At 62.6% G+C, this 21,079-nt stretch carries 21 protein-coding genes and 1 pseudogene; 15 read left to right on the forward strand and 7 right to left on the reverse strand.

Annotated elements, in window-relative coordinates; translation table 11 throughout:
• The first annotated feature begins 202 nt into the window (after positions 1–202).
• A complete protein-coding gene (locus BA011_RS13425) occupies positions 203–1,849 on the forward strand; it encodes a Na/Pi cotransporter family protein (protein ID WP_065280831.1) in 1,647 nt (548 codons plus the stop codon).
• 3 nt (positions 1,850–1,852) lie between these two features.
• Here the strand turns inward: BA011_RS13425 and BA011_RS13430 are convergent, their stop codons facing one another.
• Complete coding sequence (locus BA011_RS13430) at positions 1,853–2,113, reverse strand: hypothetical protein (protein WP_003541775.1); 261 nt, start codon at positions 2,111–2,113, stop codon at positions 1,853–1,855.
• Between the two features lie 175 nt (positions 2,114–2,288).
• Here BA011_RS13430 and hemF point away from each other — a divergent pair, with 175 nt between their 5' ends.
• The 3 genes from hemF to BA011_RS13445 all read left to right on the forward strand — a co-directional run bounded on the left by hemF (position 2,289) and on the right by BA011_RS13445 (position 3,873).
• On the forward strand, positions 2,289–3,200 hold the full coding sequence (gene hemF / locus BA011_RS13435) for an oxygen-dependent coproporphyrinogen oxidase (RefSeq protein ID WP_029873276.1): 912 nt from the start codon (positions 2,289–2,291) through the stop codon (positions 3,198–3,200).
• A gap of 103 nt (positions 3,201–3,303) precedes the next feature.
• Positions 3,304–3,573 carry a hypothetical protein gene (locus BA011_RS13440; RefSeq protein WP_065280832.1) on the forward strand — a complete coding sequence of 90 codons (270 nt, stop codon included), beginning with the start codon at positions 3,304–3,306 and terminating at the stop codon, positions 3,571–3,573.
• 114 nt (positions 3,574–3,687) lie between these two features.
• Positions 3,688–3,873, forward strand: coding sequence for a DUF1059 domain-containing protein (locus BA011_RS13445; RefSeq protein ID WP_065280833.1), 186 nt, complete (start codon positions 3,688–3,690; stop codon positions 3,871–3,873).
• Here BA011_RS13445 and BA011_RS13450 read toward each other — a convergent pair whose 3' ends face one another.
• Genes BA011_RS13450 through BA011_RS13460 form a run of 3 tightly spaced genes read right to left on the reverse strand, consistent with a single transcriptional unit; the run spans position 3,874 to position 6,394 of the window.
• Positions 3,874–5,127, reverse strand: a complete 1,254-nt coding sequence (locus tag BA011_RS13450; protein WP_065280834.1) for a CCA tRNA nucleotidyltransferase — start codon at positions 5,125–5,127, stop codon at positions 3,874–3,876.
• Entirely contained in the window at positions 5,124–5,774 is a 651-nt protein-coding gene (locus BA011_RS13455; RefSeq protein WP_065280835.1) for a CoA pyrophosphatase, read from the reverse strand. Before BA011_RS13455 ends, BA011_RS13450 begins: the two co-directional genes overlap by 4 nt.
• Positions 5,771–6,394 carry a DUF1285 domain-containing protein gene (locus BA011_RS13460; protein WP_065280836.1) on the reverse strand — a complete coding sequence of 208 codons (624 nt, stop codon included), beginning with the start codon at positions 6,392–6,394 and terminating at the stop codon, positions 5,771–5,773. The genes BA011_RS13455 and BA011_RS13460 overlap by 4 nt, the downstream gene beginning before the upstream one ends.
• 158 nt (positions 6,395–6,552) lie before the next feature.
• Here BA011_RS13460 and BA011_RS13465 point away from each other — a divergent pair, with 158 nt between their 5' ends.
• From BA011_RS13465 to BA011_RS13485, 5 genes are read left to right on the forward strand one after another with little or no spacing between them, the layout of a single operon-like run.
• Positions 6,553–7,563, forward strand: a complete 1,011-nt coding sequence (locus BA011_RS13465; RefSeq protein WP_017961495.1) for an AAA family ATPase — start codon at positions 6,553–6,555, stop codon at positions 7,561–7,563.
• A 13-nt stretch (positions 7,564–7,576) separates the two neighbouring features.
• The gene (locus tag BA011_RS13470) at positions 7,577–8,497 is read left to right on the forward strand and encodes a DUF58 domain-containing protein (RefSeq protein ID WP_065280837.1); all 921 of its coding nucleotides are present in this window, start codon (positions 7,577–7,579) and stop codon (positions 8,495–8,497) included.
• Positions 8,494–11,307 carry a DUF4159 domain-containing protein gene (locus tag BA011_RS13475; protein ID WP_065280838.1) on the forward strand — a complete coding sequence of 938 codons (2,814 nt, stop codon included), beginning with the start codon at positions 8,494–8,496 and terminating at the stop codon, positions 11,305–11,307. The genes BA011_RS13470 and BA011_RS13475 overlap by 4 nt, the downstream gene beginning before the upstream one ends.
• Before the next feature lies 1 nt (position 11,308).
• Positions 11,309–13,378, forward strand: a complete 2,070-nt coding sequence (locus tag BA011_RS13480; RefSeq protein WP_065280839.1) for a hypothetical protein — start codon at positions 11,309–11,311, stop codon at positions 13,376–13,378.
• 4 nt (positions 13,379–13,382) lie between these two features.
• Positions 13,383–13,799 carry a GNAT family N-acetyltransferase gene (locus BA011_RS13485; protein WP_065280840.1) on the forward strand — a complete coding sequence of 139 codons (417 nt, stop codon included), beginning with the start codon at positions 13,383–13,385 and terminating at the stop codon, positions 13,797–13,799.
• 61 nt (positions 13,800–13,860) lie between these two features.
• Here BA011_RS13485 and BA011_RS13490 read toward each other — a convergent pair whose 3' ends face one another.
• On the reverse strand, positions 13,861–14,424 hold the full coding sequence (locus tag BA011_RS13490) for a GNAT family N-acetyltransferase (RefSeq protein ID WP_003541792.1): 564 nt from the start codon (positions 14,422–14,424) through the stop codon (positions 13,861–13,863).
• Positions 14,425–14,689: 265 nt separating this feature from the next.
• On the opposite strand from BA011_RS13490, the gene BA011_RS13495 reads away from it, so the two are divergent.
• Positions 14,690–15,700, forward strand: a complete 1,011-nt coding sequence (locus BA011_RS13495) for a glutathione S-transferase family protein (protein ID WP_065282533.1) — start codon at positions 14,690–14,692, stop codon at positions 15,698–15,700.
• Between the two features lie 23 nt (positions 15,701–15,723).
• On the opposite strand, the gene BA011_RS13500 is transcribed toward BA011_RS13495, so the two are convergent.
• Positions 15,724–16,203 (reverse strand): NUDIX domain-containing protein, encoded by a 480-nt coding sequence (locus tag BA011_RS13500; RefSeq protein ID WP_065280841.1) that lies wholly within the window; start codon positions 16,201–16,203, stop codon positions 15,724–15,726.
• A 70-nt stretch (positions 16,204–16,273) separates the two neighbouring features.
• On the opposite strand from BA011_RS13500, the gene BA011_RS13505 reads away from it, so the two are divergent.
• The 4 genes from BA011_RS13505 (at position 16,274) to BA011_RS13520 (ending at position 19,447) form a co-directional block, all read left to right on the forward strand.
• Positions 16,274–17,182 (forward strand): metallophosphoesterase family protein, encoded by a 909-nt coding sequence (locus tag BA011_RS13505; RefSeq protein WP_017961502.1) that lies wholly within the window; start codon positions 16,274–16,276, stop codon positions 17,180–17,182.
• A gap of 159 nt (positions 17,183–17,341) precedes the next feature.
• Positions 17,342–17,902: a tetratricopeptide repeat protein gene (locus BA011_RS13510; RefSeq protein WP_011652984.1), complete on the forward strand. Its 561-nt coding sequence runs from the start codon at positions 17,342–17,344 to the stop codon at positions 17,900–17,902.
• A 187-nt stretch (positions 17,903–18,089) separates the two neighbouring features.
• The gene (locus BA011_RS13515) at positions 18,090–18,599 is read left to right on the forward strand and encodes an RNA polymerase sigma factor (protein WP_065280842.1); all 510 of its coding nucleotides are present in this window, start codon (positions 18,090–18,092) and stop codon (positions 18,597–18,599) included.
• A gap of 2 nt (positions 18,600–18,601) precedes the next feature.
• A complete protein-coding gene (locus BA011_RS13520; RefSeq protein WP_065280843.1) occupies positions 18,602–19,447 on the forward strand; it encodes an anti-sigma factor family protein in 846 nt (281 codons plus the stop codon).
• Positions 19,448–19,504: 57 nt separating this feature from the next.
• Here BA011_RS13520 and BA011_RS13525 read toward each other — a convergent pair whose 3' ends face one another.
• On the reverse strand, positions 19,505–20,485 hold the full coding sequence (locus BA011_RS13525; RefSeq protein ID WP_065280844.1) for a quinone oxidoreductase family protein: 981 nt from the start codon (positions 20,483–20,485) through the stop codon (positions 19,505–19,507).
• A gap of 5 nt (positions 20,486–20,490) precedes the next feature.
• On the opposite strand from BA011_RS13525, the pseudogene BA011_RS13530 reads away from it, so the two are divergent.
• A pseudogene (locus tag BA011_RS13530) lies at positions 20,491–21,046 on the forward strand (winged helix-turn-helix transcriptional regulator).
• The last annotated feature ends 33 nt before the right edge of the window (positions 21,047–21,079 follow it).

The following is a 21,079-nucleotide window of genomic DNA, read 5'->3' on the forward strand; positions in this document are numbered from 1 at the left end:
GGCGGAGAAAAGTTCGCGGAATTGCCGATCCGCTCCTGAATATGTCGCAAAATAACGTTGTCTATCCGTCAAACCGGCGTATATTTATTAGCCGGGCAATCAAAAATTCAGTATTGGCCTCCATGATTCCAACAAGTTGGAATGGCCATGTGAGGAAAACCGCATTTCTCCAGATCCGTGAAAGAAGAATAAAAACAACAAAATGGACTCTACAATCATCATGATCAACCTGTTCGGCGCCGTGGCTCTGCTGCTGTTCGGCCTCGCCCAGGTAAAGGATGGCGTGTCCAGGGCCTTCGGCGCCCGCCTGAGAACAGGTCTGGCGACCGGCACACGCGGCAGCCTTCGTTCTTTCCTGTCAGGCCTCGTCGCAACCATCGCGCTGCAGAGCTCCACGGCAACGGCATTGATGACGGCCTCCTTCGTCGAGCGTGACCTGATCAAGCCGCGCATGGCGCAGATTGTCCTGCTCGGCGCCAATGTCGGCACCGCGATCACCGCCTGGATCGTGGCAACGGGCATCGAATGGCTCTCTCCGCTTCTGATCCTTGCCGGGATCGTGCTTTGCCGCGGCCGTTCCAGCACCAGCCAGGGGGGCGGCACGGCGCTGATCGGCATCGGGCTGATGCTGTTGTCGCTGCACCTCCTTGGCCTTGCGACGGAACCGATGCGCGCCTCTCCCGCCCTTGCCGCCTTCATCGGCCTGCTGGACGGCGCCCTGCCCGTGGCCATGATCGTCTCGGCAGCACTTGCCTTCGCGTCCTCGTCGAGCCTTGCGGTGGTGGTGCTCATCCTGTCGCTCGCCTCGGCCGGCGTGGTCTCCGCCGAACTCGTCATCGTGCTCGTGCTCGGCGCCAATCTCGGCGGCGCAATACCGCCTGTCGTCGCGACATTGTCCGGCCCGGTTTCGGCTCGGCGCGTCACTCTCGGCAATCTCGCCGTCCGCACGCTTGGCTGCCTCGTCGCCCTGCCGCTGGCCGGATATGGCGCGGAACTCATCCAAATGCTGCCCTTTGGTCCTGCCAAGCTGCCGGTCGACGCGCATCTTGCCTTCAACCTTCTGCTGGCGGCGCTGGCCTGGCCATTCTCCCGGCCGCTCGCCGCCCTGATGGCCAGGCTGGTGCCGGATCAGGCCGAGCCTGACAGCGCCCCGAAATATCTGGATGCGCAGGAGCTTTCAACTCCAGTCGTTGCCCTTGCCAGCGCCACCCGCGAGGTGCTCGGCGTCGGTGACCTGATCGAGCGCATGCTGATCCGTGTCTCCGAAGCCTTCGAGCGTAACGACGCATCGAAGCTTGCCGAGATATCCGCCCTCGAAGAGCGCGTCGACCGGCTGCAGCAGGCGGTGAAGGTCTATCTCTCGAAGCTCGGCCGCGAGGGTCTCAGCGACGAGAACGCCCGCCGCTCGATCGTCGTCATCGATTACGCGATCAATCTCGAACATATGGGCGATATCATCGAGAAGGGCCTGGCGGAGCAGGTGGCGAAGAAAATCTCTCTCGGTTTAAAATTTTCCGAGGACGGTCATCAGGAACTGCGCAAGCTGTTCGATCTGACGATCGACAATCTGCGCGTCGCCCAGACGATCTTCGTCACCCGCGATTTCAATCTGGCGCGCCAGATGATGGAGGTAAAGGTCGAGGTGCGCCGGATGGAGAAACAGTCTGCCGAGCGCCACCTCGAACGCCTTCGTGACGGCCGCGCCGACAGCCTTCAGACGAGTTCGCTGCATCTCGACATGTTGCGCGACCTGAAGCGCCTCAACGCCCACATCGTGTCCGTGGCGCATCCGATCATGGATGAAAGCGGCCTGCTGATCGAAAGCCGCGTGCGCACCGCTGCGAAGTGACGGTCAATCGGCCGAAGGCAGGCGGCGCATGGTGAATTCGATCTGGTCGCCGTCGAGCTGGCGCCAGCTTTCCACCTCGGTCCAGTAGGCGGCTTTCGGATATTCGTCGAACCATTCGCGCGCCTTGGCGCGTGCGTCCATGAGGCCGAGGCAATATGTCTCACGCACGAAATGGTCCTTCTTGCTCGGGGGATTTTCCGCCCGATGTCTCGCTATCCTGCGCTTCAGGCCGTCGAAAGACGGAGGCCCTGGAACTTTTTTCATCACACCTACCTCCTCGGAAAAGGTAATATCGAAATTCTCGATTTGCGAGTCGAATCTTGGAAGCGCCCAGTGCCTGCCTTGGCTTGGCGAGATGCAGCACCAACTGCTAATCATGGCGGGCAATCAAGAATGAGCGAGTCGCCTCCGAAGGAGATGTCGACCGTCGGAGGCGTAAATGGAAAGACCGGAACTGCCGATCGGCTTGCCTGACGATATCGAAGAGAAGAAGGCTGCCGCCCGCAATTGGTTCGAGGGATTGCGCGATACGATCTGCGCCTCCTTCGAAGCCATCGAGGATGAGCTGGAAGGGCCGCTGTCCGACCAGGAGCCCGGCCGCTTCGTCGCCAAGGACTGGTCACGCGAAAACGGCGCCGGCGGCGGTGGCCGGATGTCGATGATGGAAGGCCGCGTCTTCGAAAAGGTCGGCGTCCATACCTCCACCGTCTACGGCGAATTCGCCCCGGATTTCCGCGCCCAGATACCCGGCGCCAAGGACGATCCGCGTTTCTGGGCCTCGGGCATCTCGCTGATCGCCCATCCCGTCAACCCCAACGTTCCGGCCGTACATATGAACACCCGCATGGTCGTCACCACCAGCCGCTGGTTCGGCGGCGGCGCCGACCTGACGCCGGTGCTGTCGCGCCGCCGCACCCAGGAAGACGAGGACAGCCAGCTCTTTCACAAGGCCATGGAAATCGCCTGCCGCAACCATGCCGTTGCCGATTACGACGCCTACAAGGCCTGGTGCGACGACTATTTCTTTCTGAAACACCGCAACGAGGCCCGCGGCATCGGCGGCATCTTCTATGACTGGCTGCATTCGAGCGAGGAAGCCGGCGGCTGGGACGCCGATTTCGCCTTCACGCGTGATGTCGGCCGGGCTTTCGCCATGGTCTATCCAAAAATCGTCCGCTCCAACTTCAATAAATTGTGGACAGAGGCCGATCGCGACGAACAATTGATCCGCCGAGGCCGCTACGTCGAATTTAATCTGCTGTATGATCGCGGCACGATCTTCGGCCTGAAGACCGGCGGCAACGTTGAATCCATTCTCTCGTCGTTGCCCCCCGTCGTCCGCTGGCCATGAAACTGTGATATCTCATCGATAAATTCGAGGTGATAGACCTTCACGAAAACTCAGTGCGTCCTAACTTTGTATGTATGTGCGTAACAATCGGAGGAGGATTGTCATGACGATACAAAGTGGCTCGCCTGCGTCCGCGGATGTCCAGGAAACATCCCGCACGATCGACACCCCGGAGTTTCTAACGCGCATCGCCGAGCAACTCAGGACGAAGAGCGGCTCGGATCTGCCGCTTTCCTGCTTCATCGAGCAGGTCAAGCTGCAACTGGCCGGCGGAAAGTCGCCGGAACAGCTGCAGAACGAAGCAGCGGCCGCCAACAGCAACATGCCCCGCCATCTCTTGGATACCTACAAAGCCTGGGCAATGCCCGACTGACACGGCCTTTACTGGCCGGCATGTCGATGCCGGCCGGAACCTTCCCTCCCCCCGCACATTCATAAATCGCGTAAGATCGCGATCGTCGTTGTGTTTCGAACAGAGGAGAAGACCATGCGACTTTTCGAATGCGGCACTCTCGTTCCGGGCTGCGCCTGGCATACAAGGGCAGATAGCGACGCCGAGGTCGTCCGCCGTGCCGTCGAGCACCTGAAAAATGCTCACGGCGAAACCACGGTCCGCGAGAACATGGTGGATAATATCAAAGCTCGTATTCGCGACGAAGTGAACGCAGCCTGATTATTGCACGCGGTCCTGCAACCGGGCGAGCAGCGCCGCCCGGTCGGAAACGAAGTTTTCCTCCACCCATTGGTTTTCCAGACCGGCCAGCAGCTCGCCGACGCGCGGGCCGGAGGCGATTCCTGCCGAAATCACGTCGCCGCCATTCAGCGGAAACCGAGGCTTCTGCCACTGCACTGCCCTGTCCAGCAGCTTGATGAGCCGCGCCGACCGTGCCATCTCGTCGAAATCGACTTCAGCCTTGCCGCGCGCAACCGCAAGCGCCAGCTTCAGCCGTGTCGTGATGCCGTCGGCGCCGTTGCGGTAAAGCAACCGTTCGAAGGCCGCCGACGACATCTCGTCATTAACCGGCGCTGCCGTTGACCACGCCTTGAGAGTGGCCGCTTCCGCATTCGAGAGCTTGAGCCGGGCGGCAAGCGCCTCCATGCGCGCCGCATCGGGCGGCACGATCGCCGCAAGACGCAGCAGCGGATCGGGCGTCCAGACGAGCGCCTTTTCGGTGGCGATCAGCGAAGGGATCGCATCGATCCCCCATCGCTCCGACTCCGGCAGGATTTCCGTCAGAACCGCCACCTGCCGCATCCAGAGCAGCGCGCGGCCAGGATCGTCGGCGCCAAGCAACTTTCGCAGTTCAGACCAGACGCGTTCTGCCGAAAGCGTCGTCAGTTTCGAACGCGCGACGGAACACGCCTTCAGCCCCTCGGCATCCGGCCGCCCGGAACCGTAATAGGCAAAGAAGCGGAAGAAGCGCAGGATACGCAAATGATCCTCGGCAATACGCCTTGCGGCATCGCCGATGAAGCGGATGTTGCGCGTCTCGATGTCGGCAAGCCCGCCGACGAGATCCACCACCTCGCCCCCCGCATCGGCATAAAGCGCGTTGATCGTCAGATCCCGTCGTTCGGCGTCTGCCTTCCAGTCGGTGCTGAAGGCAACCTTGGCATGGCGTCCGTCGGTCTCGACGTCGGTGCGAAGGGTCGTCACCTCGAAGGGCTTGCCGTCGATGACGAGCGTCACCGTGCCGTGCTCCAGGCCGGTTGGGACTGCCTTGATGCCGGCCGCCGCCGCCCGCTCCATCACCGCCTCCGGTCTGAGTGTCGTGGCTATGTCGACATCATTGACCGGCAGGCCCATCAGGCTGTTGCGCACCGCTCCGCCAACCACCCGCCCTTCCCCGCCATCGGCGTTGAGAAGCACTAAAATCCGGCCGAGGGCTGGGTCGCGGAACCATGCTTGGTCGGCGATGCCGGTCATGCATAAAGCCTTTCGTAAAGCGTGCGGACGATGCCGGCGGTGATGCCCCAGATCATTCTGGTTTCATAGGGCACGCGGTAGAAATGCCGGTCGATGCCGTCGATGACACGTCTGTCGCGGGTGTGATTGGCAGGATCCATCAGGAAGGAAAGCGGCACCTCGAACACGTCGTCCACCTCGGTCGGGTTCAGCGTCAGCGCAAAGCCCGGCGTGACGACGCCGAGCACCGGCGTAATGCGGAAGCCCGTCGAGGCAAGGTAATTCGGCAGCCGCCCGACGGTTTCGACGAAGGAACCGGCCAGGCCGATCTCCTCTTCCGTTTCTCGGATCGCCGCCATTTCGGGCGAGATATCGGCGGGATCGATCGAGCCGCCGGGAAAGGCGATCTGCCCGGAATGTTTGCGCAGCGTCGCCGTGCGCTTGGTGAAGATCACATGCGCCTCCTCGCCGTCGTCGACGACGGGCACGAGCACGGCGGCGTCGCGCAGCTTGAAGGTCTCGACCTCGGCCACGATATCGGGATTGAGGATGTGGTCTCCATGATCGCGCCAGGCATGGTCGACCGGCCCGCCATTCTGGTTAAGCGCGCGGCGGCGGAATTCAGCTGCGGAAAACAGCGGATAACGGTGGGTGATCGCATCATTCATCGGCAAAGCGCATCCAGTTCGTCGGCCGGCATCATCGCAAAGACCTCTCCGGCGGAGCGGACGGCGAACATCGCCTGTCCCTCGACCTCGAGCGTCTCCCCGAGCGCCACCAGTTCATACATCACCGCACGCGACACCAGCGCCTCCAGCCGCCCGCGCACATGCAGATAGGGTTTCAATTCGGCATTCGCGCCCGCAATGGCAAAGCGCAGCCGATGCTCTCCTCCCGCCTCCACCACATCACCGACATTGGTGCGGAAGGTCAGCACCTGCTGGCCTTGCCCCTCCGTCACGCTCATCTCCACGGCGATGAAAGGAGCGTCAACGACCCTTATACCGACCTTTTCCACAGGAGTTACGAGATAGGTCTTCTGGTCGTCATCTTTTCTTAAAACCGTCGAGAACAGCCGCACCAACGCCGGTCGGCCGATCGGCGTGCCCATGTAGAACCAGGTACCATCAGCCCGGATTTCCATGTCGATATCGCCGCAGAAAGGCGGATTCCACCGCTCGACCGGCGGTAATCCTCGTTTTTTGCCGGCATTTTCCTGAGACGCGCGCGAAATCAGTGCGGCAAGTCCCGCCGCATCCGCCTGTCCGCTGATTTCCTCGGCTGCCATTCTTCCGTCCCGGTTTGTCCTTAACGAAGTAAAGTCACGAGATAGTCATTCGCAACGAACTTGTCAGCCCGTCACATCTCCATAACTCTATCGGGCATGAGGCACATGTTTAAGTCCGCCGATTCGCTGCCGAATGATTTCAGCCGTTGGAGATACGCATGGGTATGATGAAGACAGAAGCCAGCCTCGATGAAAAGGCGATCGTCGCCGCCGCCGAAAAGGCGCTCTCCGATATCGCCGCCATCCGCGGTGAAGTCTCGAAAGTAATCTTCGGCCAGGAAAGCGTCGTCGAGAACACCATTCTCGCCGTGCTGTCAGGCGGCCATGCCCTGCTCGTCGGCGTTCCCGGCCTTGCCAAGACCAGACTGGTGACGACGCTCGGCGAGGTGCTCGGCCTTGCCGCCAACCGCATCCAGTTCACGCCTGATCTGATGCCCTCGGATATTCTCGGCTCCGAGGTGATGGACCAGGACGACAGTGGACGCCGCTCCTTCCGTTTCGTCAAGGGCCCGGTCTTCGCCCAGCTCCTGATGGCCGACGAGATCAACCGTGCCTCGCCGCGTACCCAGTCGGCCCTCCTGCAATCCATGCAGGAATACCATATCACGATCGCCGGCCAGCGTTATGACCTGCCGGCGCCCTTCCATGTGCTTGCCACCCAGAACCCGCTCGAGCAGGAAGGCACCTATCCCCTGCCCGAAGCCCAGCTCGACCGCTTCCTGCTGCAGGTCGACGTCAATTACCCTGAACTCGCCGCCGAGCGCCAGATCCTGCTTGAGACGACGGGCCTGGGCGAAACCCGGCCGGAAGCCATCATCGATGCACAGCGGCTGCTCGAGATCCAGACCCTGGTGCGCCAGATGCCGGTGAGCGACACGGTCGTCGATGCCATCCTGGCGCTGGTGCGTTCCGCCCGCCCAGGACAGGGCAATGCCTCGACCGACAAGAATGTCGCCTGGGGCCCCGGCCCGCGCGCCGGCCAAGCGATGATGCTCTGCGCGCGTGCCCGCGCGCTCTACGAAGGCCGTCTCGCCCCGTCTCTGGACGATATCTTCGCGCTCGCCGAACCCATTCTTCAGCACCGCATGGCGCTGACTTTCGCCGCCCGCGCCGAAGGCATGTCTGTGCGTGATGTCATCGCCGGACTGGTCAAGCAGGCAAAGGGATAAGGAAGCCGGACGCGTGGCATCTATCGGACAGATCGTCAACCCGACGTCAGGCAGCGATGCCCTTTCCCGCGCCAGGCAGCGGGCCGCCCTGGTGCCGGACTGCCTGGTGGAAGCCAAGCGCATCGCCAACACGGTGATCGCCGGCTGGCATGGCCGCCGCAAGCGCGGCATCGGCGAGAATTTCTGGCAGTTCCGTCCCTATGCCGAGGGCGAGAGCCTGTCGCGCATCGATTGGCGTCGCTCCGCCCGCGACGATCATACCTATGTGCGCGAGCGCGAATGGGAGGCAGCGCATACGATCTGGCTCTGGTGCGACATGTCGCCCTCGATGATGTACAAGTCGAGCTATGGCAGCGTCTCCAAGGAAAGCCGCGCGCTGGTCATCATGCTGGCGCTTGCCGAAATCCTCGCCCGCTCCGGCGAGCGCATCGGCTGCCCCGGCATCATGGAACCTGCCTCCGCCCGTAACGCCGCCGAACGCCTCGCAGCCGCTCTCATGCACACGCCGCTGACCGGCGGCCTGCCGGAAACGGCGATGATCCGCGGCTGGAGCGACCTCGTCCTTATCGGCGATTTCCTCGACGATGCGCCGGCAATCATGGAACGGCTCGGCCCGCTTGCCCGCCGTGGCCTGCGCGGCCACGTGGTCGAGATATCAGATCCCGCCGAGGAGATATTCCCCTATAGCGGCCGCACCGAATTCACCGATCCGGAGAGCGGCGCCAAGCTTATCTCCGGCCGCGCCGAACATATCCGCGAGGCCTATCGCACCGCCTATCTCGCCCGCAGGGACAGCCTCGGCCAGTCGCTGCGCCATCTTGGCTGGACCTTCGCGAGCCACCGTACCGATCACCTTGCGTCGGAGGCGCTGGTCGCGGTGCACATGTATTTGTCCGGCATGCCGGCCAAGGCAACGCATGGAGGGCAGCTATGAACGCCCTTCCCTTCGCTTTCGCCTATCCCGCCATTCTCGGCGCGCTCCTTGCCTTGCCCGTCATCTGGTGGCTGCTGCGGCTGACGCCGCCACGTCCGAAGACCGAGGTCTTTCCGCCGCTGAAAATTCTCGCCTCGGTGCTAAAGCGCGAGGAGACGCCGGCGCAAAGCCCGTGGTGGCTGACGCTGCTGCGCATGCTGCTCGCTGCCGCCATCATCCTTGCGATCGCCGATCCGGTTTTCAATCCACGCACCAGTTCACTCGCATCAGGTGGCCCACTCGTCCTCTTCGTCGACAACAGTTGGGCGGCGGCACCCGACTGGGAGCGCCGCATCCAGACCGCCGACGCATTGATAGACGATGCCGAATCCGCCGGCACGCCAGTGTCGATCGCCTTCACCGCCGATCCGACCAACGACGCCGTGCCCGGCACCGCCGCTGCCGCCCGCGACAAGCTGCGCGCCGCCGAGCCACGACCGCTTGTGCCGGACCGCGAACGCGCCTTCCAGGCGCTGCGCGCCGCGCTGAACGGCATCAAGCCCGGTACCCTCGCCTTCCTGACCGACGGCGCCGCCGCCAAGCCCGACGACGCGACGGTGCGCAGGCTCGCCGAACTCCAATCCGCCGATCTCCGCCTGATCGAGGGCGATGCCGCGCGGACAGTCGCGATCACGGCGGCCAACAATGCGGCGGATGCCATGACCGTCAAGGTCACGCGGCTCAACAGTGCGCAGGCCGCATCAGTAGCGCTGAACGCCGTCGATACCCAGGGCCGCTCGATCGCCAATGGCAGGGCGGATTTCCGCCCCGGCCAGAGCGTTGCGACCAGTTCGATCACCGCCCCCTTCGAGATGCGCAACGATTTCGCGCGCGTCAGCGTCGATAATGGCGCGACGGCAGGCGCCGTCCACCTTCTCGACGACGCATTCAAGCGCCGCCGCGTCGTCTTGCTGTCAGGTGGAGGAGGGGACGAGTTCCAGCCGCTGCTCTCGCCGCTCTATTACATCCAGCGGGCGCTGCAACCCTATGCGGATCTGATCCAACCTGCCGATTCCGATCTTTCGGTCGCAATACCAAAACTTCTCGCCAGCAATCCCTCGATCATTATCATGGCCGATATCGGCCGGCTTCCGGAGGAGACCTACGAGCCTTTGACGCGCTGGATATCGAATGGCGGCATGCTCCTGCGTTTTGCCGGCCCGCGCATGGCGGCAGCCCCTGCGGACGATCCGCTGATCCCTGTCATCCTGCGTCAGGGAGAACGGGCGCTGGGCGGCACCTTGTCCTGGAGCGAGCCGCAGTCGCTTGCCGAATTTCCGAGTTTCGGGCCTTTCGCCGGCATAGCGCGTCCCTCCGATGTCGTCGTCAAGCGGCAGGTGCTTGCCGAACCGACACCCGATCTTGCCGAACGAACCTGGGCGAGCCTGGCTGACGGCACGCCGCTCGTGACGATGAAGCAGCTCGCCTCCGGCCAGATCGTCCTGTTTCACGTCACCGCGGAAGCGACCTGGTCCGATCTGCCGATCTCAGGCACTTTCGTCGACATGCTGCGCCACCTCCTGCAGATATCGCGCTCGGGCGGCGTGACATCGGAGGCGCGCGGCAATACGCGGGTCTCCGAAACCCTGCCGCCATTCCGCATGCTGACGGCCAAGGGCACGCTCGTCTCCGAGACAGGATCGGCGCGGCCGCTCATTCCACAGGCCGGTGTCGAACCGACGGCAAATTTCGACAACCCGCCCGGGCTCTACGGTTCGGAGGATGGTTTCACCTCCCTGAACGTGCTGCCCGAGAACGCCGAACTGAAGCCGATCGACACAACAGGGACCAATGCCGTGCGCGAAGGCCTGATCGGCGGCGAAAGCTGGTCTGCAAAACCCGCACTCTTTCTCGCAGCTTTCCTGCTGCTCTTGGCCGATAGCCTGATCGTCCTCTTCATGAATGGCGCATTCTCGCGAATGCGCCCGGCTGTCCGCACCGCCGCGATGATCGCGGTCGCGGTCTGCGCCGGCTTTCTCATCCAACCCGGCACGCTTCACGCTGACGACTCCCAACCCGGCGACGACCTCATCCTGCAAAGACTTGATAACACCCACCTCGCCTATGTCGTCACCGGCGAACAGGACGTGGACAATATATCCGAGCGCGGTCTTGAGGGACTGACCCAGTTCCTGACTTTTCGCACGACGCTGGAGCCGGCGCCGCCCGTCGGCATCGACCTCACGAAAGACGAGCTCTCCTTTTATCCGATCATCTACTGGCCGGTTTCGGCAACGGCGCCGATGCCATCGTCGGCGGCGATCAGCCGTATCGATGCCTATATGCGCAATGGCGGCACCGTGCTTTTCGATACGCGCGATCAGATCAGCGCATTGGACAATGGCGGCAATGTCAGCGCCAACGGTGAGAGGCTGCAGGCAATTCTCGCCAATCTCGACATTCCGGCGCTCGAGCCGGTACCATCAGATCACGTGCTGACGAAATCCTTCTATCTCCTGTCGAGCTTTCCCGGTCGCTATGCCGGCAGCCCTCTCTGGATCGAGGCCCGGCAAGGCGGTCAGGGGCCGAGCGAAAAATCGGCGGCGACGGCCGACGGCGTTTCGCCGATCCTGATCACCGGCAATGATTTCGCCGGCGCCTGGGCGATCGACGAGAACGGCGTACCGATACTGCCGACCGTGCCGTCGGATGAAACGCAGCGCGAATATGCCTACCGTTCCGGCGTCAACATCATGATGTACATGCTGACCGGCAACTACAAGACCGACCAGGTCCATGTTCCCGACCTCCTCGAACGGTTAGGACAATGAGATGACATTCGACTTTTCGCCCTTCCTGCCCTGGTCGGTTCTGGCTGCATTGGCTGTCGTCAGCGCTGTTATCGCCGCCTTCGCGATCTGGCGCGGCATTCGCGGCGCCTGGGTCAGAACGCTGGCAGCACTCGCCATGCTGACCGCGCTTGCTAATCCTGTGCTGCTGCAGGAAGATCGGGATCAGTTGTCGACGATCGTTCCCGTTCTTGTCGATCGAAGCCAGAGCCAGCAGACGCCCGATCGCGTCAAGATGACCGACGATGCGCTTGCGGCCTTGAAGGGACAGCTCGCCCGTTTCCCCCAGATAGAGCCCCGCTTCGTCGATGTCGAAGGCGACGTCAATTCCGACGTGCCGTCCACGCGCTTGTTCGACGCACTGTCGGCCAACATTGCCGATGTCCCGCCCGCCCGTATCGGCGGCGCCATCATGCTGACCGACGGTGAAGTCCATGATGTTCCTGGCGCCAATCAGGCGCTCGGCTTCGACGCGCCGATCCATGGCCTCGTAACCGGCAAGGCCAACGAATTCGATCGTCGCATCGAAGTCATCAAGGGACCGCGCTTCGGCATCGTCAACGAAGAGCAGCAGGTGATCTTGCGCGTCTTCGACGACGGCCCGAGCCCCGGCGGCACGGCCGATGTCACGGTCAAGCTGAATGGTGACGAGATCGCCACCCTGCAGGCGACACCCGGGCAGGATACGCCGTTCTCCTTCAAGGTGCCGGGTGGCGGCAGCAATGTGCTCGAATTCTCGGTCGCAGCACTTCCCGGCGAAGTCACCACCGCCAACAACCGCGCCGTCCATGTCATCGACGGCATCCGCCAGAATCTCCGCGTCCTGCTTGTCTCCGGTGAGCCGCATGCCGGCGAGCGCGCCTGGCGCAACCTGCTGAAATCCGATGCCTCGGTCGATCTCGTCCACTTCACCATCCTGCGTCCGCCGGAAAAGCAGGACGGCACGCCGATCAACGAGCTGTCGCTGATTGCCTTCCCGACGCGCGAGCTCTTCGTCGACAAGATTAAGGATTTCGACCTGATCATCTTCGATCGCTACCAGCACCGCGGCGTGCTGCCGCTGCTCTATTACGATTACATCGCGCAATATGTCGACAATGGCGGCGCGCTGCTGATCGCCGCCGGTCCCGAGCATGCTGGCCCCGATTCCATTGCACTGACGCCGCTTTCCTCGGTTCTGCCCGCAACGCCCACCGGAGAGATGATCGAGAAGGCCTTCTATCCCCGCCTCTCCGAGGAAGGCCGTAAACATCCGGTCACGCGCGGCCTTGATGGTTCGGGCGAGGACCCGCCGCATTGGGGCCGCTGGTTCCGCAGTGTCGATGTCGACCGGCCACAGGGCGAGACGATCATGCTCGGCGCCGACAACCACCCGCTGCTGGTGCTGAACCGCGCCGGCCAGGGCCGCGTCGCCATGCTGCTTTCCGATCAGGGCTGGCTCTGGGCGCGCGGCTTCGAAGGCGGCGGTCCGAACGTTTCGCTCTATCGCCGTATCGCCCATTGGCTGATGAAGGAGCCCGCACTCGAGGAAGAAGCGCTAACGGCGCGCGCCTCCGGCCGAACGCTTGAAGTCACCCGCCAGACGATCGGCGACAATCCCGGCAATGCCACCGTGCGTTATCCCTCCGGCAAGACCGAAACCCTGCCGCTCACCCAGTCCGAACCCGGGCTCTACAAGGCCGAGAAGAGGATGGACGAAATCGGCCTCTTCGAAGTCCGCAACGGCAGGCTGTCGACGCTTGTCCATATCGGCGCCGTCGACGCACCGGAATTCAAGGCGATGATCTCGACGACCGATGTACTCCAGCCGGTCGCCGACAGAAGCAAGGGTCTCGTCGCCCGCGTCTCCAACGCAAATGGCGCGATCTCCGTGCCGCCGATCCTGCCGGTGCGCGGCCAGGTCCGCGTCTCCGACAACGATCGCATGATGATCCGCATGACCAACGAAACTGTTTTGAAGGGCATCAACACGCTGCCGCTCTTTGCCGGTTTCGCCGGCGTCGGCATCCTGCTGCTCGCCTTCGGCGCCATGTGGTGGCGTGAAGGGCGCTAATCTCATGCCGGAATTCGAGCTCACCGCCTCTCCCTCGCCGGAGGACCAGGCGGTGATCACCGATGCGCTCTCGGCCTTCAACAACGCCGATATCGGCCCATCCGATCGCCGGCCGCTCGCGGTCCTCATCCGCGATACCGACGGCAAGGTGACGGGCGGTCTTTCAGGCTTCACCGCCTGGGGCTGGCTCTTCACCCAGATGCTCTACATTCCCGATACCCTGCGCGGCACCGGTATATCAGGCAATATCCTCGCAAAGGCGGAAGAAGAGGCGAGAGCCAGGGGGTGCCGCGGCGCCTGGATCGACACCTTCAACCCGCAGGCTCTGCGCGCCTATCTGCGTCAGGGTTATGAGGTTTTCGGAGAGCTTGAGGACTTCCCGGAAGGCCGCACGCGCAGCTTCCTCCGGAAAAGCCTATAGAGCATGATATTTTAGGCCGACCCGGCCTAAAATCATCCTGTTCTAGCGGGCTGTTGCAAGATCATTCGCGCCAGGCGATCGTGCCCTTCAGCCGCGCGTGCACGCCCTCGGCGATCGGAACGACGAGCACGCGGCCGGGATCGACGGGGCCTGGAAAAGACAGCGCGTTATAGGCGACCTTCTCGAAGCCGAGCGGGCCGTAATAGGGTGGATCGCCGACGAGGATGACGGCTTCTGAGCCCTTGCGTCTTGCCGCCTCCACCGCGATCCGCACCAGTTCCCGGCCGATGCCCTTGTTCTTGTGGGAGGGGCGGACGGCGAGCGGGCCGAGCAGATGTCCCTTCACCGTTCCAGCCAGCACCGGCGTCATGCGCACGGAGGCGATCGTCTCACCATTATCGGTGCAGATGAAGGAAAGCGACAGATCATGCGGCCCCTGCTCACGGATGCGCGCGGCAGCGCGCGTGAAGCGGCCCGGACCGAAGGCTTCTTCGTTGATGTGTTCGATGGCGGCGTCATGAGACGCGTCTTCAGTGAGGTAGACGAGATCGTGCTTGTACATGATGACAGAAACCGGATGGACAGATTGATGGGTCTCGAACACGCCTTGGGCGTTCGGGAGCATCAGCGTCGTCGCGGGTTTCTGGAAATGAACATCAAGCAGGGGTCCGAAAATCGTGAAAAGGCCGATAGCAGGAAAAATTTCCGCCGTCCAACCCAAAATGCACGACCGCAGCGCCGCGCATCTTTTCGAGACCCACAAAGGTCGCTGCAACACTGAATTATGCGGTCCCCGGACGATGTGACACACTGTTCAATCTTTGCCGCCTGTAAAGCCCTGCCATCTGCGATATCTTTCGTTCCAACACGCAATCAAGGGAATGAAGATCATGGGAATGCTGGTGGACGGCGTCTGGCATGATGCCTGGTACGACACGAACGAGAGCAAGGGCCATTTCAAGCGGCAGCCCTCGCAGTTCCGCAACTGGGTGACATCGGACGGTGGGGCCGGCCCTTCCGGCAGCGGCGGCTTCAAGGCCGAGGCCGGGCGTTACCATCTCTATGTCTCGCTCGCCTGCCCCTGGGCGCATCGCACGCTGATCTTCCGCAAGCTGAAGAAGCTCGAAGAACTGATCTCGGTCTCGGTCGTCGATCCGCTGATGCTCGAGAACGGCTGGGAATTCAAGGTCGGCGACGGTGCCACCGGCGACCACCTCTTCGGCGTCGCAGCGCTTTGGCAGATCTATGTCAGGGCCGATCCGCACTATTCCGGCCGCGTCACCGTTCCCGTGCTCTGGGACAAGAAGACCGGCACGATCGTCAACAACGAATCCGCCGAGATCATCCGCATGTTCAACGGCGCCTTCGACGGGCTGACCGGCTCGACAGCCGATTTCTATCCCGAGGACCTTCGCTCCGAAATCGATGCGCTGAACGCCACCATCTACGACACCGTCAATAACGGCGTCTACAAGGCGGGCTTTGCCACCACCCAGGAGGCCTATGCGGAAAACGTCGGCACGCTGTTCGAAACACTCGACATGCTCGACGAACGCCTCGGCAAGGGTCGCTACCTCTTCGGCAACCATCAGACCGAGGCCGACTGGCGCCTGTTCACCACGCTGGTGCGCTTCGACGCCGTCTATGTCGGCCATTTCAAGTGCAACATCCGCCGCATCGCCGACTACCGCAACCTGCCTGACTATCTGCGCGACCTCTACCAGACGGCGGGCGTTGCCGAGACGGTGAACCTCAACCACATCAAGCAGCACTATTACCGCAGCCACAGGACGATCAATCCGACCGGTATCGTTCCCGTCGGTCCGGCGCTCGATCTCGACAGTCCGCACGGCCGTGCTACAGCGCCGCGCGTCTTTTCAGACGCGCAAAGGACGCTGTAGCAGTTTGAATGGCTGCCTGAAGCTTACCAGCGGTCGGCAGGCTCCTGCTCGCCGCGAAGCTCGGCGAGACGGCGATGCGTCGCCTTGGTCGTGCCCTCGGGCAGGCTGTCGAGGGAAAAGAAGCCGCTGTCGGATATCTCCCAGTCCGGCGGCCGCGGCGCCGTCTGCTCGACGGTCGCGCGGTAGAAGACGACATGGTCGCGCCTTGTGGTCGTGGTATTGAAATAGACTTGGAACAGCTGCGGCTTGCCGATGATCCTGAGGTTGCCCTCCTCGCGCAATTCCTTGACGAGCGCTTCCTCGACCGTCTCGTTGCGCTCCAGCCCGCCGCCCGGCATGTGCCAGCCGCCGATATAGCTGTGGCGCACGAGAAAGATGCGCCCGTCTGCATCGAAACAGGCGGCCCGCACGCCCACGGTCATGCTGCGGACGAAGCTGAAATAGACATGCAGCAGGCGCAACGCCACCCTTATGAGAAGGGGCCGGTTCTCTTGATCCACCATCGCTCCGTTTCAGCTCTTCATCGCGCCGGATGTGTTTGATTTGTCAATAAGCTGGTCTATGTCTCGTAGCATGTTCAAGCTCGCGCATATCTCCGACGTCCACCTCGGGCCGTTGCCCAGTCTTTCCATTCAAGAGCTGTTTTCAAAACGCATAACAGGCTTTGTGAACTGGCATCGAAATCGACGCAAGCACCTTTTCGGCAGCACGTTGGATCTGCTGCTCGACGACATCCGCGCCCATCAGGCCGATCACCTGGCCGTCACCGGGGACCTCGTCAATCTGGCGAGCGGCATCGAGATCCGCTCGGCCGCCGCCTGGCTGCGCGCGCTCGGCGATCCCGCAGACACGTCGGTCGTTCCCGGCAATCACGATGCCTATGTACCCGGCTCCTACGAGAAGTCGATGCGCGCCTGGTACGATTATGTCCGCGGCGATCTCGCTCCACCGCAGTGGCAGGACGACCGCCATATCTTTCCTTATCTGCGCGTTCGCGGCAAAGTCGCGATTGTCGGCTGTTCGACGGCGGTCGCCACCCCTCCCTTCGCCGCCTCTGGCTTTTTCGGCGCGCGACAGGCCCGCGATACTGTCAACATACTGCGTGCGGCTGGCGAAGCCGGTCTCTTCCGCGTCGTCATGATCCATCACCCGCCGATCCGCGGCGCCACGGCCTTCTATAAACGGATGATCGGCATCCGCCGCTTCGCCGCCGTGATTTCGACGGGCGGCGCCGAACTCGTGCTGCACGGACATACGCACCTGAACACGCTAAATTGGCTGCGCGGCCAGATGCAGCCGGTGCCGGTCGTCGGTATCGCCTCTGCCTCGCAGGGACCGGGCAGCATCAAGCCGCCCGCCGCCTACAACCTCTTCTCCATCGATGGCTCTCCCGGTGCCTGGGAACTCAGCGGCGAGCGCTTCAGCCTCAACAGGGCTGGCGACGCGGTGATGCCGGAAAGCGCCGATATTTTCGCGTCTTAGCTCCAGTTCCAGACTCTTTTTGTGCAGCACTTGAATCGATCTGCGAGGACGTCCTGCCGCCGCCGCAACAATTGCCACAGAGGTTGCTTACCCTCTTGGTATTTTTAGTGGTAAGCGTACAATCCGAGCAAATGCATTGCCTGAGAACGGAGCGCGCTGATGACTTCTTCTTTCCGTCACCTGTCCAGACTTTCGCTCGCCGCCGGCTTTGCCTTCGGCATCGCCACGGCCGCTTTCGCGGCCGGCGACAGCAACGATGATACCAATCCGCCGCCGAAGACCCAGACTACCAAGACCTGCACCGGCGGCAAGGTCTGGGACAAGGCCAAGAAGGAATGTGTCAACCCCAAGAAGAGCAGCTTCAACGACGACGATCTCTATCAGTTCGCCCGCGAATTTGCCTATGCCGGCCAGTATGACAACGCCATCACCGTGCTCAATCTCGCTCGCAACCAGAACGACCCGCGCGTCCTGAACTATCTCGGCTACGCCAACCGCAAGGCCGGCCGCATGGAGCTTGGCATGTCCTACTACCGCAAGGCGCTGCAGGCGGATGAGAATTATATCCTCGCCCGCTCCTATATGGGCATGGCGCTGGTGGAACAGGGAGACATCCAGGGTGCTCGCGTCCAGCTTGTCGAAATCCGTGATCGCGGCGGCGAAGGCACCTGGGCCTATCGCTCCCTGCTGCAAAGCTTGAACGGCTACAAGACATATTGACGCAAGCTTTGCACGCCACAATACGAAAATCCCTTGGGAAAGAGGGATGAAGACGACCGGATGCTTGCGAAGTGCAGGAGACTTGTTTCATAAAGCGCATGCATCGACGGCGTCGATAAAGTCGGTTTCGCGCCCGACGGCGAACCCTTCGTCCGCGAAACCATTGTGAATGCTTCTTGGATAGACAATGCGTCAGCCCGCAACGACCATCGATCTCCGGCGTGATCTCGTCGGCCTCCTGCCCCGCCTTCGCCGCTTCGCGATCACGCTCGCGGGCGAGGTTGCCGTGGCCGATGAACTCGTTCAGGCTGTCTGTCAGCGCGCCGTCTCCAAAGGTCATCAATGGAGCGGCGAAGGCCGGCTGGAAAGCTGGATCTACACGCTTGCCCGCCAGCAATGGACCGACGACAACCGCAAGCGCAAGCCGAAGGCTTCCGTCCGCGGCAACGTCACCGATATTCGCGAGGCCGCACGCGAACGCTCGGCCGCGGTCGATCCCGACACCATCCATCACATGATTTCCGATATGCCGGATGGCGTTTCCAGCATGTTCCTGCTGGTCGACGTCGAAGGCCACAGCTACCAGCAGGCAGCCGACATCATGGGCATTCCGGTGGCAAACGTCGTCTCGCAGCTCGCGACCGCGAGGCTGCATTTCGCCGGGCTTGCCGGCACCCACCCGATCCACAGGTTCTGAATTTGCTCGATCTTAGGAAATTGCCGCTCGAAGCCCAGCTCACCGCTCTTCTCGACGGCGAAGTCTCGCCCGAACAGCGGCAAGAACTGGAGCAGCGTCTGGCAGGCGACGAGAATGCACGCCGACTGCATGAGAAGCTGCGTCACGGGGCTGATTTCGGCCGCCGCCGCCTCGACGATATCCTGAAGGAGCCTGTACCGCTCGCCCTCGTCCGCTCGATCAAGAGCACGCAGCCGCCGAAAACGCCGATCGCCCAGCGCGCCACGCGCCCGCAAGTGAAACTGGCGCCGAGCGGCCCGCAGGCGCTGGCCGCTGCCCTCATCCTCTTTGTCGTCGGTTGCGGTATCGGCTATTTCGTCGGCACCGCGCCGGATGCCGACGAGATTGCCAGCACGGCTACCACCAATGCGGCACCGGCCAATACCAGCGACTGGCTGGGCGACGTCACCGCCTATCAGCGCCTGCTGATCCGCCAGCCCCGTCATCTCGTCGAAGTGCCCGCCTCGCAGGCCGAGGAAATCTCCAGCTGGCTGACGACGGCGATCGGCGTGCCCTTCCGCGTGCCGGATCTGAGCGCCGAAGCCTGGACCTTCCAGGGCGCGCGCGTCATCCTTGGCGACAGCCGCCCAGTCGGACAGCTCGTCTATTCTAATTCCGATGGCGACATCATCTCCATTTGCTTCCGCAAGGACGCGCAGCCGCCGGAGACCGACGACTTCAAGGAAACGATCAAGGACGAGATCGGCCTCGTGACCTGGCACAATGCCGGCACCTCCTACGTACTCGCCGGCCCCTCCGCCGAAGCAACGCTCGGCCAGCTCGCCATGGAGATCGCCACCGCGATCTGATTGCCGGAGCATGATGCCGAGCGGTATCGCACGACATCGTGCGTCGCCTTCTTTGATTTAAGGCACCAGCACCACCTTGCCGACCGCACGCCGCCCTTCGATGGCGCGATGCGCTTCCGCCGCTTGATGCAGTGGGAAACGACCGCCGTCGATAACCGTCACGACGCCCGCCGCGGCAAGCTCGAAGAGCTCGGCAAGATCCTCACGCACCCCCTGAGGCGTCAGCAGCGGCAATAACGAAAATCCCTTGATTGACTGATTGTCATCAAGCATGTGCTCGACATCGGCCGCCTCAAGCCCGAACCGCCCCATCGCCGCCAGCACAAGCTCGCCGCAAGGCGCCAGCGCATCGAGTGCCGCACTTGAAAACACGCCGCCGACGGTTTCATAGATGATATCCGCGCCGAGCCCTCCGGTCAGCTTCTTGACGTCCTCCTGCCAGCCGGGCGCCGTATAATCGGCCGCGTGATCGGCGCCGAGAGACAGGGAAAGCGCCCTCTTCTCGTCACTGCTCGCCGCCGCGATCACCATCTTCGCCCCGTCACGTCTCGCGAGCTGTACAAGCAGCGACCCGACACCGCCCGCTGCAGCACTCACGAGAACATTCTTGCCTTTCGCGGGACTGCGGCGCAGCAGATGCAGCGCCGTCAGTCCCTGCACCATCAGCGCCGCAGCCGCCTCGAACGAAACCGCATCAGGCAGTTGCACCACCGCCCCGCCGTCGACCGCGACGAATTCGGCATAGCCGCCCGAACCGCGCCCGATCGCGAAGAGAGGAACTGCAACCCGCATGCCAATGAGCGAGCGGTCGGCACCAGGTCCTGCTCGCTCGATCGTACCTGCGACCTCGACACCGGGAAACATCGGCAGATTGGGCGTTACGGCATAACGGTCGGTCCGCATCAACACCTCGAAGAAGTTGACACCCGCCGCATGGACGCGGAGGAGAACCTCCCCCGGCCCCGGCTCGGGGACCGGCAGTTCCAAGACCTTGAGGACATCGGGCGGACCGAAGCGAGTGAATTGGACGGCTTTCATGGCAGATGCACCTCACGTCTGATTGGCGTGGGGCCGGTTTAGCAATAGACTATCAGATAAAAATACACACTCTTTCGTGCCATACCCACCAGGAGGTGACCATGGCTGAGCCGATGAAAAGACTCCCCGAGCTGCCGGTTGAGCGTGCGCTGAAGGTGATCTCAGGACGCTGGAAGCCCATCATCCTCTATTACGTCTTCTCCGGCCCGAAGCGTCTTTCGGAGTTGAAGCGGATGATGCCCGCCATTACCCAGAAGGTGCTGATCCAGCAGCTGCGCGAGATGGAGGACCACGGGCTGGTCGCTCGCCAAGTCTTTGCCGAGGTCCCCGCCCGTGTCGAATACAGCGCGACTGACCTCGGCCTCGGCCTCGAACCGGTGCTGCTGGCGCTCTGCCAATGGGGCCAGCGCCACGCAGAGGCGCGAAATGAAGCCGGCGAGATTTGCCGACTGCATCGTCAGGCCGCGCCGCGCTACAGCGCCGCGCGTCTTTTCAGATGCGCACAGGACGCTGCACTTTGAAATGCTGCATAATTTTATCCCTAAATCGATTCCGATTTAAGGAATTATGCAGTAGTGCGGTCGCGGCCTGAGG

Source organism: Rhizobium leguminosarum, assembly GCF_001679785.1.
Taxonomy (GTDB): domain Bacteria; phylum Pseudomonadota; class Alphaproteobacteria; order Rhizobiales; family Rhizobiaceae; genus Rhizobium; species Rhizobium leguminosarum_R.